At 66.3% G+C, this 15,613-nt stretch carries 14 protein-coding genes; 8 read left to right on the top strand and 6 right to left on the bottom strand.

Features of this window, described 5'->3' with window-relative positions:
- Positions 1-138 precede the first annotated feature (138 nt).
- Positions 139-1,098: an alpha/beta fold hydrolase gene (locus ACZY0B_RS10805; RefSeq protein WP_463764098.1), complete on the top strand. Its 960-nt coding sequence runs from the start codon at positions 139-141 to the stop codon at positions 1,096-1,098.
- Here ACZY0B_RS10805 and ACZY0B_RS10800 read toward each other — a convergent pair.
- From ACZY0B_RS10800 to ACZY0B_RS10790, 3 genes are all read right to left on the bottom strand, one after another.
- Positions 1,093-2,439, bottom strand: coding sequence for a flavin monoamine oxidase family protein (locus tag ACZY0B_RS10800; protein WP_463764097.1), 1,347 nt, complete (start codon positions 2,437-2,439; stop codon positions 1,093-1,095). The genes ACZY0B_RS10805 and ACZY0B_RS10800 overlap by 6 nt on opposite strands.
- Positions 2,440-2,559: 120 nt before the next feature.
- Positions 2,560-3,675 (bottom strand): Rv3169 family protein, encoded by a 1,116-nt coding sequence (locus tag ACZY0B_RS10795; RefSeq protein ID WP_463764096.1) that lies wholly within the window; start codon positions 3,673-3,675, stop codon positions 2,560-2,562.
- Positions 3,675-4,808, bottom strand: a complete 1,134-nt coding sequence (locus ACZY0B_RS10790) for a phosphotransferase family protein (RefSeq protein WP_463764095.1) — start codon at positions 4,806-4,808, stop codon at positions 3,675-3,677. The genes ACZY0B_RS10795 and ACZY0B_RS10790 overlap by 1 nt, the downstream gene beginning before the upstream one ends.
- Positions 4,809-4,865: 57 nt before the next feature.
- On the opposite strand from ACZY0B_RS10790, the gene ACZY0B_RS10785 reads away from it, so the two are divergent.
- From ACZY0B_RS10785 to ACZY0B_RS10755, 7 genes are all read left to right on the top strand, one after another.
- A complete protein-coding gene (locus ACZY0B_RS10785; protein WP_463764094.1) occupies positions 4,866-5,468 on the top strand; it encodes a TetR/AcrR family transcriptional regulator in 603 nt (200 codons plus the stop codon).
- Positions 5,465-6,334, top strand: coding sequence for an SDR family NAD(P)-dependent oxidoreductase (locus tag ACZY0B_RS10780; RefSeq protein ID WP_463764093.1), 870 nt, complete (start codon positions 5,465-5,467; stop codon positions 6,332-6,334). Before ACZY0B_RS10785 ends, ACZY0B_RS10780 begins: the two co-directional genes overlap by 4 nt.
- A gap of 79 nt (positions 6,335-6,413) precedes the next feature.
- On the top strand, positions 6,414-7,349 hold the full coding sequence (locus tag ACZY0B_RS10775) for a DUF4129 domain-containing protein (RefSeq protein ID WP_463764092.1): 936 nt from the start codon (positions 6,414-6,416) through the stop codon (positions 7,347-7,349).
- Positions 7,346-7,828: a hypothetical protein gene (locus ACZY0B_RS10770; RefSeq protein WP_463764091.1), complete on the top strand. Its 483-nt coding sequence runs from the start codon at positions 7,346-7,348 to the stop codon at positions 7,826-7,828. Before ACZY0B_RS10775 ends, ACZY0B_RS10770 begins: the two co-directional genes overlap by 4 nt.
- Before the next feature lie 14 nt (positions 7,829-7,842).
- Complete coding sequence (locus ACZY0B_RS10765) at positions 7,843-8,805, top strand: AAA family ATPase (RefSeq protein WP_463764183.1); 963 nt, start codon at positions 7,843-7,845, stop codon at positions 8,803-8,805.
- Positions 8,806-8,811: 6 nt separating this feature from the next.
- A complete protein-coding gene (locus tag ACZY0B_RS10760; protein ID WP_463764090.1) occupies positions 8,812-10,077 on the top strand; it encodes a DUF58 domain-containing protein in 1,266 nt (421 codons plus the stop codon).
- Between the two features lie 2 nt (positions 10,078-10,079).
- Positions 10,080-10,529, top strand: coding sequence for a hypothetical protein (locus tag ACZY0B_RS10755; protein WP_463764089.1), 450 nt, complete (start codon positions 10,080-10,082; stop codon positions 10,527-10,529).
- A gap of 25 nt (positions 10,530-10,554) precedes the next feature.
- On the opposite strand, the gene nuoN is transcribed toward ACZY0B_RS10755, so the two are convergent.
- The 3 genes from nuoN to nuoL are packed head-to-tail and all read right to left on the bottom strand — an operon-like array spanning position 10,555 to position 15,610.
- Positions 10,555-12,150 carry an NADH-quinone oxidoreductase subunit NuoN gene (gene nuoN, locus ACZY0B_RS10750; RefSeq protein WP_463764088.1) on the bottom strand — a complete coding sequence of 532 codons (1,596 nt, stop codon included), beginning with the start codon at positions 12,148-12,150 and terminating at the stop codon, positions 10,555-10,557.
- Positions 12,147-13,727: an NADH-quinone oxidoreductase subunit M gene (locus tag ACZY0B_RS10745; RefSeq protein ID WP_463764087.1), complete on the bottom strand. Its 1,581-nt coding sequence runs from the start codon at positions 13,725-13,727 to the stop codon at positions 12,147-12,149. The genes nuoN and ACZY0B_RS10745 overlap by 4 nt, the downstream gene beginning before the upstream one ends.
- A complete protein-coding gene (gene nuoL / locus ACZY0B_RS10740; protein WP_463764086.1) occupies positions 13,724-15,610 on the bottom strand; it encodes an NADH-quinone oxidoreductase subunit L in 1,887 nt (628 codons plus the stop codon). The genes ACZY0B_RS10745 and nuoL overlap by 4 nt, the downstream gene beginning before the upstream one ends.
- Between the last annotated feature and the right edge of the window lie 3 nt (positions 15,611-15,613).

Raw genomic sequence — 15,613 nt, 5'->3', positions numbered from 1 at the left:
TTTGCTCGTTACCGGAAAATTGTGTGCTGTAATTCGGCGCGCGGGTTTGGCGGAATTGCATAGTTGGACGACCGTGCCGATATAGGATCGCTGCAACCAGGGTGCGGCGACGGGGCCGTGTCGAGGGGGGAGCTGGCGATGAGTGCTCGGCGATCGACACGTGTGGCCGACCCGCTTCCCGACGTATTACCGCCGAGTCGCACGCTGACCGTCCGCGCGGTCGACGGCACGCCGTTGCACGCGGAGGTCTTCGGGCCGCCCGACGGCTATCCGATCGTGCTGAGCCACGGCATCACCTGTGCGATCAGGGCGTGGGCGTACCAGATCGCGGACCTGTCCACCGATTACCGGGTGATCGCGTTCGATCACCGCGGCCACGGCCGAAGCGGCGTCCCGCGCCGCTGCGGTTACAGCCTCAAACACCTTGCCTCCGACCTGGATTGCGTGTTGGAGGCGACGGTGGCACCACACGAGCGCGCCATATTGGCCGGACACTCGATGGGCGGCATCACGATCGCCGCGTGGTCGGCGCGCTACCGCCACAAAGTCCACCGGCGCGCCGATGCCGTCGCGCTGATCAACACGACCACCGGCGATCTGGTGCGCCAGGTGAAGCTGTTCTCGGTGCCGGGCCAATTGTCGCCGGCACGCGTGATGGCGGCGCGCAGCCTGATCAACGTGTTCGGTGGGTTCCCGATCCCGAGTGCGGCGCTGCTGGCCAGTCGCTCTTTCGTCGCGATGCTGGCCGTCGGCAAGGACGCCGACCCCAGCGCCGCGAAACTCATCCACGATTTGTTCGCGCAGACATCACCCGCCGGGCGCGGTGGTTGCGCGAGGACGCTCGTCGAATCGCTGGGCTCGCGGTACCTCGACTTATCGGGGTTGACGGTGCCGACCCTGGTCATCGGCAGCGAACGGGATCGGCTGACCCCGATCGGCGCCTCCCGCGAGATCGCCCGGACCGCGCCCAACGTCGTCGGCCTTGTCGAACTGCCCGGCGGCCACTGCTCGATGCTGGAGCATCACCGCGAGGTCACCGGCCAGCTGCGGTTACTCGCCGAATCCGTCACCCTGCCAATCGCGCAGATCAGCTCATAGCAGGGCGCTGACCTCGTCGGCCGCTCGCCGGCCGGACCTGACGGCGCCGTCGAAAAACCCGGTCCACTCGTCCGCGGTCTCGGTGCCCGCCCAGTGAATCGGCCCGACCGGTTCCCGCAGCCACGGCCCGAACCGCGTCCACGACCCCGGCGGCACCGCCGCAGTCGGACCACCCGGGGCGAAAACCTCGGTGCCCCAACGATGATCCACATAGTCGAGAGGTGTGAGCGCCTCGTCGCCGAACAGCGAGGCGAAGCAACGCAACGTGTCACGGCGGCGCTGGTCGGTGGGCAGCGAGTCGAACGCCCGGGCGTCGACAAATCCCATCAGGATGCCCGGCCCGTCGGCCTGCGGACTGACGTCGAACGTGATGAACACCGGCCCCCGGTCGGAGAGCGCCTGTCCGGAGAATCCGTTGGCCCGCCAGAACGGTGTCGAATATGCCGCGAAGGCCTTGCTGAGCCGGCCCTGCGGCCATTGCCCAGCCAGTTGTTGGTACTCGGCGGGCAGTGGGGGAGTGAACTCGATCGACGCACGATGGGCCGGCGGGATCGCAACGATGACGAACCCGGCGTCGGCCTGGCCGCGCTCGGTTGTGACCGTGACGCCCGAACCGTGCCGCTCGATGCGGCGGACCGGGGCGTTCAGCACCACGCGGGCGCCCAGTTCGTCCGCCACGGCTCGGGCGATCTGCTGCGTTCCACCCTGGAAATGGTCCTGCTGGGCGCCGTCCTCGACATCGAGCAGCCGGTCCAGGCCGCCCGCGGCGCGTACGTAGCGCACCGCGTGCAGCATCGACACGTCATCGAGTTCGCATCCCCAGGTCACCCGGGCCATGATGGCCATCAGGTCGCGCGACGAGGCGGTGGCGCGTACCGAGCACAACCACTGTCCGAACGACAGGCCGTCAAGCTGACGGGCGCGGTCCGCACGCCACGGTGCGTCCACCGGAATACCGTTGGCAATTCTTTCGAATTGCCAACGCAGCCTGCCGATGTCGAGCAACCCGGTCAACGAAAGTTTGGGGATGGTGCCCCGGTAGGACCGCGTCCAGCCACGCCAGTGGATGACGTTCTTGCCGTCATGGTGCGTAGGCATGGTCGGGATCTGCAGCTCGGCCGCCAGCGCCAGCACGGCGTCTTGGGTCGGACCGACGAACGCACCGCCCATATCGACCGGCAATCCTGCGACGCTGCCGGTGAATGAACGCCCGCCGACCCGGTCCCGGCCTTCGAAAACCACCACGTCGTGACCCTGTTGAGTCAGCTCTCGCGCCGCCGCAAGGCCGGCAAAGCCGGCACCGACCACCACAACATCGACAGTCCACGACGGCATCGTCACGTCCTCCAGTCAACCGCATTGTGCCGCGCCAGCGGTACCCCCGTCCCGCGGCGAACGTCGACTTGTTGCGCGGCTATACCTCAAAATGGCCCGACAAGTCGACGTTCGGCGCGAGATCGGTTACGGCGCAACCGTTAACCAGTCGGCGAACCCCGACGGGTCGTGGCGACCCAGCGCGCCATGCTCGTAGAGGCCCCAGCCTTCGACCGGAGCTTTGTCGCCCTCGATGCAGACCGCGCGGCCGACATGGTCGATCACCCCGAAACCGGATCGTCCGATGATCGCCGGGTCGGTCATGTTGTACGTCAGGCGTTCGGCGAACTTCTCGCCCTTCCAGGTGCCGTGTATCCAGTCCGAATCGCCGCCGTAGCCGCCGCCGACGTGAATGGGCACCGGCAGTTTCGACTCGACGTCGAAGTGGACGGGGGAGCCGTCGGGAGTGGTTGCGTCGATCGTGGCGCCGGTCGGAATGCGGGTGCCGGAGCGGTAGTGGATCTTGACCCGTGGCCAACCCAGCTGCTCGACGCGGCCGTCGCGCCAGATCCGGGTGCAGTCGTTGAGCGAGCGGAACCCGTTGGGCTCCTCCTGGATGATCAGCACGATCGCGAAGTCGTCGAAAGCCATTGGCACGTAGAGCCACCACATGCCCTCGAACGGCGGGTCGGCCGGCCGTCCCGCCGGCTCGGCCTCACCGATCGGCCGGATGCCCCACGACCGGTCGCGGCTACCCAGCCAGGTGTTGGGGTCGACCGTGATTTCCTCGCCGTCGATCACGATGTGTCCGCTCCAGCTGCCGAGCTGCGCGAAACGCTGCGCGTCCAGGGTGACCCGGTTGCCGGCCCGCAGGATGTGTGGCTGCTCCTGCACGACGTCGAACAAGCCCTTCCAGGTGAGATCGGCTGCGATGCCCTCGGTTTCGTCGAGGACGATCCGCAGCTTGTGCAGAGGCTCGATGACCTCGACGCGGTAGCCGTTGACGTGCTGGTTGAGCCGGTCTTGATCGATGGCATCCGAGACGTGCACCGCGGTCTGTGTGTCCCCGCGCCTGATGAGCACGAACGCGTCCTTGACCCCGAGGTTGGGGTAGTAGCCGATGCCGCTGATCAAGAAGATGTTTCCGGTGCGGTCGTGGGCGTTGTAGTAGGACCGATCGTAGAAGTTGCGGTCCGAGGAGCCGGGCCACGCGATCGGCTGGGGGATCTGATGTACCGGGTACTCGTCGAGCGGTCCGAGCATTACTGGTCCTCTCCGATAAGACGTTTCATCAATCCGGCGTGGTAGAACAGCGACTCGACGTCGTCGGGCTTCTCGGTTTCGCCGAAGTGCACCCGCCGCGCACCGGTGCGCATGAACACGCAAGCCCACATCACGCCGGAATACACGTAGAACCAGCGCAGGTCGCCCACCTCGACGCCGGTGAGCCGCTGGTAGGTCGCGCGCACGTCCTCCTCACGCATCACATCGGGCAATCCCGGCAGCCCCGCAAGGCCGGTGAGCTCCTGGAACACCATGTGCGCGTAGATCATCCACGCGACATCGAGCTCGCGCGGACCCAGTGTCACCATCTCCCAGTCCAGCACCGCGACCGGCTGGAAGTCGCGGTACAAGACGTTGCCAACCCGGGCGTCACCCCACAGCAGCACCGGCTCACGCGCGTCCACTTCCGTCGGCCAGTTGTCTTCCAGCCAGTCGAATGTTTGCTCCAACAGCGGTGATCGGCCGATGTCCGGCACCGCGAAGTCGTACCAACCCCGCACCCAGTTGTAGTGCCGACGCAACGCGGTCTCGCCTTGACCTTCAGACAGGAATCCGAACGTATTCTCCGCGTTGGGGATTGAGTGCAACTTCGCCAGCACCCCGACGGTGGCGTCCTGAAGTCCGCGCTGCTGCTCGACGGACGCATCGGCGAACCAGTTGTCGCCGAAGGTGTAGGGCATGACGTCGGGCGGTACCACACCGTCGACGTAGTCCATCACGAAAAAGGGTGTGCCCAGGACGTCGCCGGTGGGCTCGAGCCAGCGCACCGGCGGGACGGGGACCTCGGTGATTTCGCCGACCTTGCGGATCACTTCGAATTGATGATCAAGGCGATAGGTGGGGAAGACCTGCACGTCCTCGGCGCTGGGCGCGACCCGCGTCACCAGCTTCTGCTCGATCGACTGCCCTCCCTCTTGCCACCGGGCGGTCAGGATGATCGTCTCCGACGACATGCCCGTCGAGTCGACGCCGCTTTCGACGGTGACGTCGGGTGTCGCGCCGTCGGGCAACACGGTGGACAGCCATTTCGACATCACCGCCGGCAGCGTCGTGACGTCGCGGCTCGAGCGTTGAAGTCGGTCGACGTTGTCGAGCACAGGCTCATTGGCCACGGGGTGCCTCCATTCTTTGAGACCTTTCGCGGCAATTACGATACGGTAGGTAGCGTTATGAAAGCAGACCCGTCCGACCTTGACAAGGCCCCTGGTGCCGGGCGCCCCAGGGATCCGCGTATTGACTCTGCCATCCTTGCGGCGACCGCGGAACTGCTTGTGGAAATCGGCTATTCGAACCTCACCCTGGCCGCCGTTGCCGAGCGGGCCGGCACCACGAAATCGGCGCTGTATCGCCGATGGTCGAGCAAGGCGGAATTGGTGCATGAAGCGGCGTTTCCGACCGCGCCCAGTGCGCTGGAGGCCCCGGCCGGCGACTTTGCCGCTGATCTGCGGATGATGATCGAGGCGACACGGGATGTGTTCACCACTCCGGTGGTGCGGGCCGCGCTGACGGGGCTGGTGGCGGATATGACGGCCGACCCCGAGCTCAACGCACGGGTGATGTCGCGTTTCACCGGCCTGTTCGCCGCGGTGCGGGTGCGGCTACGCGAGGCCGTCGACCGGGGTGAGGCACATCCTGATGTGGACCCGGACCGCTTGATCGAGTTGATTGGGGGCGCCACGATGCTTCGGATGCTGCTGCGCCCGGACGAAAAGCTGGATGACGCGTGGGTGGAGCAGACGGCCGCCATCGTCGTGCACGGGGCGACGCGATGACGCAGCGACTTGCCGGGCGTGCCGCGATTGTCACCGGCGGCAGCCGCGGTTTGGGCCGGTCGATCGCGCTGGCGCTCGCCGCCGAGGGCGCGGCCGTGGCGGTGGCCGGGCGCACCGAGCAGGTGTGGGACGACCGGTTGCCGGGAACCATCGGTGAGACGGTCGCCGCCATCGAGGCGGCGGGTGGGCGCGCGGTAGCGGTCCGCGCCGATCTGACCGACCGCGACGACGTCGCCCGGTTGGTGGAACAGGCCCGAGATGCGTTGGGCCCCATCACTGTTCTGATCAACAACGCGGCCTTCACCGCGCCGGGCCGGCCACCGGTACCCGGTGGACAACCGCGCGCAAAGCCCGCCAAAGCCGTCGGTGCCGCCAAGCCCGGCTGGCCGGGGTTCGTCAGCACGCCGTTGTCGGCGTTCCGCCGTCACTTTGACATCGCGGTGTTCGCGGCCTACGAGTTGATGCAGATGGTGTCGCCGGACATGATCGAGGCCGGTGGCGGCTCGATCATCAACATCACCTCGGTGGCGTCGCGGTTGCCCGGCGACGGACCCTATCCGGACCGAAGCGGCGGTGTCCTGCCTGGTTACGGCGGATCCAAGGCAGCGCTCGAGCATCTCACCCAGTGCGCTGCGTTCGACCTGGCAGATCACCACATCGCCGTCAACGCGCTGGCACCGTCGAAGCCGATCATGACGCCCGGCCTGTCGTACTACGCAACAGCGTTCAATGACACGGCATCGGAAGATGAATTCGCGCGGGCGGCAGTGCAATTGGCGCTGGTGGACCCCGCCACCGTTACCGGGCGCACGATCGGTCACCATGAGGTTCTCGACGGCAGCTTCCGGCCGTTTACCGTGGTCTAGCGATTTTCCCGCCTGACGTGCAAGGATGAATCAGGTCTGTGCCGCAACGGCATAGGAAAACCGGCGAGTGGTGTGCCAGATGCCCGATAAGCCGACGGGGCGCGTCGTTGCGCTCATCGTGCTGTTGATCGTCGTTGCCGCTGCGCTGCGCGGATATCTTCCGGCTCGCGATCATGCAGCGCATCCGGAGTCGGGTGGTGGCCGGGCGGCGCTGGTGTTCGTCGTCGTCCTGTTGAGTGCGGCCCTCGCGTTGCTGGCAGTCGCGGTGATCGCCCGTTTGCGGGATCCACGTGCGTTGGCGCCGAAGACGAGTGATCTCTCCGAGATGCTCGGCACCGGCCGAGGGCGACCGAGCTGGCGCGTGTTGTTGATCGGGCTCGCGGTGATCGTCGCGTGGCTGTTGATTGCGATGCTGCTGGCCCGATTATCGCTGCCCCACGGTGTTCCTCCCGCTGAGCATGCACCGGATGCCGGCGCGCAGCAGCACACCGCCGGGCCGCCGCCGCAGCACCGGCCCCCGCACAACGACAGCGGCAACATGCTGGGAATTCTGTTGGCCGCCACGGTTCCGGTGATGCTGATCCTCGTCGCCGGGACGCTGATCATGTCCCGGCGGAGATTCCGCGCCGCGACCCTGCACACCCTTGCCGATGACTACATCGAGGATCGGCCGCCGACGCGGTCGTCGGAATCCCTCGTGCGCGCAGCCGAAGTCGGGCTGGCCGAGATGTCGGACCGTAGCCGCGAACCGCGAGAGGCCATCATCGCGTGCTATGCCGCGATGGAACGTGAGCTCGCGAATGTGCCCGGAGCTGCGCCGCAGGAGTTCGACACACCGACCGAGGTACTGGCTCGCGCCGTCGAACGCCATGCGCTGCATATTGATAACGCCGTTCAGTTGGTGAATCTGTTCGAGGAGGCACGATTCAGCCCGCACGTGATGAATGAGGGGCAGCGGGACGTCGCGGTAGACGTGCTGCGGCTGGTTCTCGCAGAGCTTCGGAGCCCAGTATGAAAAGGCTGATGCCCCTGGGTGTTTGCTTGATCGTCGGCGCCGAGCTCTTGGTGCTGATCGTGCATGATCGCCCGTTCGTGTTGGTGGCCTCCGGTGTTGCCCTGGCCCTGGTGCTGCTCGACGTTCGCCGGCTGCTGGGGCGCGGGACCGAACCCGGGCCCGACCTGGACCCCGACGATCTCGGGGATTCGCTGCGCCGCTGGCTGGCCACCACCGAGACGACTATTCGCTGGTCCGAGTCCACTCGAGCGGACTGGGATCGGCATCTGCGTCCCATGCTCGCCCGCCGGTACGAAATCGCCACCGGTCAACGACAAGCCAAGGACCCGAAGGCATTTCAGTCGACCGGCCGCATGCTGTTCGGCGCCGAACTGTGGGAATGGGTCAACCCCAACGACATCAGCCGCACCGGTGACCGCCAGCCCGGTCCCGGCCGGGCCGCGTTCGAAGAGATCCTGAGGAAGTTGGAGCAGGTATGACAGAAGGCGTCACGATGCCGGCCGCGACCACCACCGCGAACTGCGAGGCGGTGCTCGACGAGATCGAACGCGTGGTGGTGGGAAAACGCACCGCGCTCACGCTGATCCTCACCGCGGTGCTCGCGCGCGGCCACGTGCTCATCGAAGATCTCCCCGGACTGGGCAAGACACTGATCGCGCGATCCTTCGCCGCCGCGCTGGGTCTGCGATTCACCCGGGTGCAGTTCACGCCGGACCTGCTGCCGGCGGACCTGCTCGGTTCGACGATCTATGACATGCAGTCGGGCCACTTCGCGTTTCGCGCCGGCCCCATCTTCACCAACCTGCTGCTCGCCGACGAGATCAACCGCACTCCACCCAAGACCCAGGCGGCGCTGCTCGAGGCGATGGCCGAAGGACAGGTCAGCATCGACGGCGAAACCCACAAGCTGCCAACGCCATTCATCGTTCTGGCCACCGACAACCCGATCGAGTACGAAGGCACCTACCCGTTGCCAGAGGCGCAGCTGGATCGATTCGCGATGCGGCTGGAACTGCGATACCTCTCCGAGCGCGACGAAACCTCGATGCTGCGCCGGCGCCTCGACCGCGGTTCGGCCGAGCCGACGGTCAATCAGGTGGTGGATGGCCACGATCTGCTGGCGATGCGCGAATCGGTCGAGCAGGTGACGGTGCACGAAGACGTCTTGAATTACGTGGTGTCGCTGGCCACCGCGACCCGGCGCCATCCGCAGGTCGCCGTGGGCGCCAGTCCGCGCGCCGAACTCGACCTGGTTCAGCTTGCCCGCGCTCGTGCGCTCTTGCTCGGCCGCGATTATGTGATCCCCGAGGATGTCAAGGCTCTCGCCGTCCCGGCGGTTGCGCACCGGATCACCCTGCGCCCGGAGATGTGGGTGCGCAAGATCCAGGGCGCCGACGTCGTCGGAGAACTGTTGCGGCGCTTGCCGGTACCTCGCACCAACGAGGGGGCCGGGTAGCCCGCTGTGGACGGTCGCGAGGTCGAGTTCCGATGGCGCGCATCGCCATTGACACGGGCAATCGCGACCTGCGCGGGGGTTGCGCTCACCGCCGCCGTGATCGGCGCGCATTGGCAGCTCGTCGCGTTCGCGGCGCCCCTGCTCGGCGTGCTGTGCTCGATCAGCTGGCAGCACCCCGTGCCGAAGATCTACGTTCGCGGGGAGCCGGAGTCACAGCGATGCTTCGAAGGCGAGCGGGCGAGGGTGACGCTGTCGGCCACGGAGGAAGCCGGGGCGCCCGGAGCATGGGCGGTCGAACTGACGGTTCCCGCCGTCGATGGCATGGAGCTCGAAGTTCTCGCTTCGGATTCCCGGCACGCGAAAACGGTTGTGGCAGTGGCACAACGCTGGGGCAGGTACGCGATCGGAGCCCGGGTTGATGCGGTGGCGCGCGGTGGCCTGCTGACGGGGACGGCAACCGTCGACGCCGCCGATGTCATCGTGTTTCCGTTGACGCCGCCGCAGTCGACGCCCATCCCGCGAACCGAGTTGCTCGACCGCCTGGGCGCCCACCTGACCCGGCATACCGGCCCGGGCGTCGAGTACGCCGATATTCGTCCCTACGTTCCGGGTGACCAACTGCGGGCGGTCAACTGGCCGGTGAGCGCGCGCCGCGGCCGGCTGCACGTGACGGAGCGACTGACCGACCGCGCCGCCGACATCGTGGTGCTGATCGACGGGTATCGGCAGCCCGCGGGCCCGGCAACCGACGCCACCGAACGAGTCGTGCGTGGCGCCGCTCAGGTGGTGCAGACCGCGTTGCGTTACGGCGATCGCGCCGGCATCGTTGCGCTCGGAGGTAATCGCCCACGGTGGATTGGCGCCGACATCGGTCAGCGGCAGTTCTATCGCGTTCTCGACACTGTGCTCGGCGCGGGCGGCCGATTCGAAAACACCACCGGCACACTGGCCCCGCGCGCGGCCGTTCCGGCCGGGGCGATCGTCATCGCGTTCTCCACGCTGCTCGACGCCGAATTCGGCCTGGCGCTGATCGATTTGCGTAAACGCGGTCACGTCGTGATCGCCGTCGACGCTCTCGACAGTTCTCCGTTTGAAGACGAACAGGACCCGCTGGTGGATCGGCTGTGGGCGTTGCAACGTTCCGCCATGTATCGCGACATGGCAACCATCGGTGTCGACGTCGTCTCTTGGCAGGAAGATCACACCTTGGAGCAGTCGATGGGCGTGATGCCGGATCGCCGCCACCGGGTGCGGGGACGGCTTCGGGGGTAGCAATGTCATCGGTCGCACGATTCGGGCTCCATGCTCTGGCAACGGGATTCGGCCTTGTGATGGTCGGCTTGGCCGCGGTGGGAACCCACGGGCCGGCATTGGGCGCCGGGTTGGCCGCGATGGTTACGGTGGGTGTCGGGATGGTGTTTCGACCGGCCGCCACGGTTGCCGTGTTGCTATCGGTGACCACGATCGTGATGTCCGATCCGTCATATGTCTACGTCGGACTTTCGGGCCTTTGCGCGGCCGCCTACCTGATCTGTCGCCACGCGGCCGGGATGCCGGACGTGGCCGTCATGGCAAGTTGGCCGACAATTGTTGCCGCAGTGGGGTTTACCTTTGTGGGCGTGGTCGCGATGTCGTTCCCGCTGCACCTGCCGTGGGTGCCGTTGGCGGCACCGCTGGCGGTCTTGGCGATCTACGTCGTGGCCACGCGGCCGTTTTTGGGCTGAGGTGGTTACTGCAGCAACTGCGCGGTTACTGCAGCAACTGCGCGGCGTGGTCGGCGAGGTCGAGCAGCGGTTGCGGGAAGATCCCCAGAATCACGGTGATTGCGGCGCAGATCGCGATAGCGATCTTGCTCAGGATGCCCGGCGCCACGACCTGTGGGGTGTTGTCCGTCGGCTCGGTGAAGAACATCAGCACGATCACCCGGACATAGAAATAGGCTGCGACCCCGCTGGCGATCACACCGATGATCACCAACGGCACGGCGCCACCTTGTGCGGCGGCCTTGAACACCGTGAGCTTGCTGATGAATCCACTGGTCAATGGGATACCGGCGAAGGCCAGCAAAAACATCGAAAGCATCACGCCCACAATGGGGGACCGCTGTCCGAGCCCGGCCCAGTGCGACAGCGTGGCGTCCTCGACGCCGTCGGAGTTGCGAATCAGACCGACGATGGCGAACGCGCCGACCGTGCTGAAGCTGTAGGCGACGAGGTAGAACAACGTCGCCGCAAGACCGGCCTGGTTGTCGGCGATCACACCGGTGAGGATGAAACCGACGTGGGCGACCGACGAATAGGCCAGCATGCGTTTGACATCGGCCTGGTTCACCGCGGTGACCGTGCCGACCGCCATGGTCAGGATCGAAATGGCCCACAGCACAGGGCGCCACTGCTCGTGCAGGGGCGGCAACGCGACGTAGACCACGCGCAGCAGTGCGCCGAACGCCGCGACCTTGGTGGCCGCCGCCATGAACCCGGTGATCGGCGTTGGCGCGCCCTGATACACGTCGGGAATCCACGAGTGGAACGGCACCGCGCCCACCTTGAACAACAGGCCGACCGACAACAGTGCGACGCCGACCAGCGCCATCGAGCTATCACCATGGGCCGCAAGCGCATCCCGGATACCGGTCAGCAGCAGTGTGCCGGTGGCGCCGTAGACCAACGCCACACCGTAGAGGAAGAACGCCGACGAGAAGGCGCCCAGCAGGAAGTACTTCATCGCCGCTTCCTGCGACAGCAGCCGGCGGTGACGCGCCAGCCCGCACATCAGGTACAGCGGCAGCGACAACACTTCCAGCGCAACGAACATCGTCAACAGGTCGTTGGCTGCCGGGAACACCATCATGCCGCCGACGGACAGCATCAGCAGCGGGAAGAGCTCGGTCTGGGCGCCTCCGGCCCGCTCGGCCTCACGTTCGGCGTCGCTGCCGGGGACCGCGGATGCCTGCGGGGTAAAGGCATCCAATCCGGAGGCATGCCCGGACACCCCCGCAGCGACCGCCACCTTGTTGGCGGTCTGGGCCATGTTGCTGCGCTCGGCGATGAAGATGACGGCCATCACGGCCACCAGCACCACGGTGCCCTGCAGGTACAGCGTGGGCCGGTCGATGGCCACCGCACCCAGTACCGCGCTGCGACCGGACGCGGGTAGCGAACGGCTGACCACGATGTCGGCGACGAATGCCGCGACCAAACCGCCGAGGGCCAGCGCTACCTGCGAGACGTAGCGAAAGTTTCTGGGCAGGAACGCTTCAGCCAGCACGCCGACCACCGCGATGCCGAAGACGATGAGCATCGGGCACAGCAGGAAGTACTCGATGCTGGGGGTGGGAAGGGTCATTGGTGCGGTCCTTCGGCTGTCCGGGGTACGCCCGTACCCACCGGTACCGTCGGCGCGGGATCATGCTGGCCGATGGTGATCATCGTGTGGTCTACAGCAGGATTGATGATGTCGAGCACCGGCTTGGGATAGACGCCGAGAACAAACAGCAGCGCCATCAACGGTGCGACGACGACCAGCTCGCGTAGCCGCAGATCAGTGATTTTCTCGTTGCCTTCGGCCACCGGTCCGGTCATCACGCGCTGGTAGAGCCACAGCATGTAGATCGCCGCCAGCACCAATGCGGTCACCCCAAACGCGCCGGCCAGCCAGTACCGGTTGAAAGTGCCCAGTAGGACCAGGAATTCGCTGATGAACGGCGCGAGGCCGGGCAGCGAGAGGGTGGCCATGGCCGAGACCAGGAAGGTGCCGGCCAGGATCGGCGCCACCTTCTGCACCCCGCCGTAGTCCGCGATCAACCGGCTGCCCCGTCGTGTTACCAGGAATCCCGCGATGAGGAATACCGCCGCCGTGGACAGGCCGTGATTGAGCATGTACAGCGTCGAACCGCTCTGGCCCTGGCTCGTCATCACGAAAATGCCGGCGATGATGAACCCGAAGTGCGAGATCGAGGTGTAGGCGATCAGGCGCATCATGTCGGTTTGGCCGATCGCGACGATCGCGCCGTAGATCACCCCGATGATGGCCAGCGTCACGATCAGCGGCCGGAAATAGTTTGACGCATCGGGGAACAGTTGCAGGCAGTAGCGCAGCATCCCGAAGGTGCCGACCTTGTCCATCACCGCCGTGATCAAGACCGCGGTGGCCGGAGTGGCCTCGACCGCGGCGTCGGGCAGCCAGCGGTGGAACGGCCACAGCGGGGCCTTGACGGCGAACGCGAACATGAAGCCCAGGAACAGCGCCTTGAACACTGCGGGGTCCACGCCGGCGAAGCGGCCCGAGGAGATGCCGGTCACGATTTCCCGGAAGTCGAAGGTCCCCGAACCGTGTTGTGCGGTCACCACATACAACCCGATGACTGCCGCCAGCATGATCAGGCCGCCGAACAGGTTGTACAGCAAGAACTTCACTGCGGCACGCGAGCGGCCGGCGCCCTTGCCGAAACCGCCGATCAGGAAGTACATCGGGATCAGCATCGCTTCGAAGAACACATAGAACAGCAGCACATCCAGTGCGATCACCGAGATCAGCACCATCGACTCGATGGCCAGCGTCAAGGCGACGTAGGCGTGCACGCCTCGGGTGCCCTCGCCGCCGTCGTTCCAGCCCGCCACCAGCAGCAGCGGAATGAGGATGGCGGTCAGCAGCACCAGCACCACTGCGATGCCGTCCACGCCGAGGTTGTAGCCGGCGCCGAACGCGGGAATCCAGGGATGCTTTTCCAGGAATTGGTAAGGGGCGCCGCCGGTCTTGAAGCCGAGCGTGACGACGAGCGCGACCGCCAGGGTCAGGACGCTGACCACCACGCCCGTCCACTTGGCGAGCTGGCGCAGCCCGGGCGGCATCAGGATGATGATGATCGAACCCGCCAGCGGCACCAGCCAAAGCACCGACAGCCATGGCACGTTCGAGCTCACCACAGTTGCACCGCCAGGATCGCCGCGACCAGCAGAGTGGCGCCCGCCAACATCTCTAGTGCGTAGGAGCGGGCGAAGCCGGTCTGCAGCCCCCGCAAGCGATTTGAGGTCCGGCCGACCAGTGCGGCCAGGGCGTTGACCGAGCCGTCCACGCCCACGTTGTCGAATTCGACCAGCGCGTCGGTCAACTGCGCGCCAGGGCGCATGAATACCTCCTCGTTGAAGGCATCGCCGTACAGGTCTCTACGTGCGGCGGTGGTCAGCACCGACACCTGAACGGGAGCAACTCTGGGAATCTCAAGCCTGCCGTACTTCTGATAAGCCACCAGGATTCCGACCGCGACGACCGCCAGCGCCAGCGTCGTGCTGATCCAGGCCGGTAGGGCGTGCGTACTTTCTTCGTGCGCGCCCACGACCGGTTCCAGCCAATGCGGCAGGGTGCCGCCGATGGCGAACAGGCCGCCGGAGAACACCGACCCAACGGCGAGCAGGATCATCGGCCCGGACATCAAGGCCGGTGCCTCGTGCGGATGGCTGCCCGGGGCCCAACGCTTTTCGCCGAAGAAGGTCATCAGCATCACCCGCGTCATGTAGAACGCGGTGACGCCCGCGCCCAGCAGCGCGGCTGCGCCCAGTGTGTAGCCACGGAGGTCGCCGGCGCCCAGCGCCGCCTCGATGATGGCGTCCTTGGAGTAGAAGCCCGCGAACGGCGGCACGCCGATGATCGCCAGGTATCCCAACCCGAAGGTGATGAACGTGACGGGCAGGGCGGCGCGCAGCCCACCGTAACGGCGCATGTCCTGCTCTTCGTGCATCGCGTGAATGATCGAGCCCGACCCGAGGAACAACCCGGCCTTGAAGAAGCCGTGGGTGAGCAGATGCATGATCGCGAACGCGTAACCGGCGGGACCGAGCCCCGCGGCCAGCACCATGTAGCCGATCTGGCTCATCGTCGACGCCGCCAGCGCGCGCTTGATGTCGTCCTTCGCGCAGCCGATGAACGCCCCGAACAGCAGGGTCACGGCGCCGACAAGGACGACGCCGAGTTGGGCGCCCGGAGCGAGGTTGTAAATCGGGTTGGACCGCACGATCAGGTACACACCGGCGGTCACCATGGTCGCGGCATGGATCAGCGCGGACACCGGGGTCGGGCCCTCCATGGCGTCACCCAACCAGGCCTGCAGCGGAACCTGCGCGGACTTGGCGCAGGCGCCCAGCAGCAGCAGCAACCCCATCGCCGTCAGCACGCCGCGGCTGGCGGCCGGGGCGGCGGCGAAAACACCGGCATACGAAAGGGTTCCGAACGTGCTGAACATCAAGAACATGCCCAGCGCCAGGCCGGCGTCGCCGACTCGGTTCATCACGAACGCCTTCTTGGCCGCCGTCGCTGCCGACGGTTTGTGATACCAGAATCCGATCAGCAGGTAGGACGCCAGACCGACGCCTTCCCAGCCCACGTAGAGCACCAGGTAGTTGTCGGCGACGACCAGCAGCAGCATCGAGGCCAGGAACAGGTTGAGGTATCCGAAAAACCTTCGGCGGTCCGGATCTTCGGCCATGTAGGCGACCGAGTAGATGTGGATCAGCGATCCCACGCCGGAGATCAGCAGCACGAAGCAGATTGACAACTGGTCGATCTGCAGCCCGAAGTCGACTTGGAATTGGTCGACCGGGATCCAGGTGAACACCGTCTGGTGGATGGCGCGGTGCTCACTGTCGCGGCTCAGCAAGTCCGACAGCAGTGTTGCGCCCACCCCGAACGCCCCCAGCGCGGCGACGACGCCCAGCCAATGTCCCCACGCGTCGGTGCGTCTGCCGCCGAACAGCAAGATTGCGGCACCCGCCAGCGGTAGTGCCACGAGCAGCCAGGTCAAGTGTGTCATCGC

This window comes from Mycobacterium sp. IDUB_19 (assembly GCF_055419445.1).
This window is presented reverse-complemented; position numbering and strand designations above follow the sequence as displayed.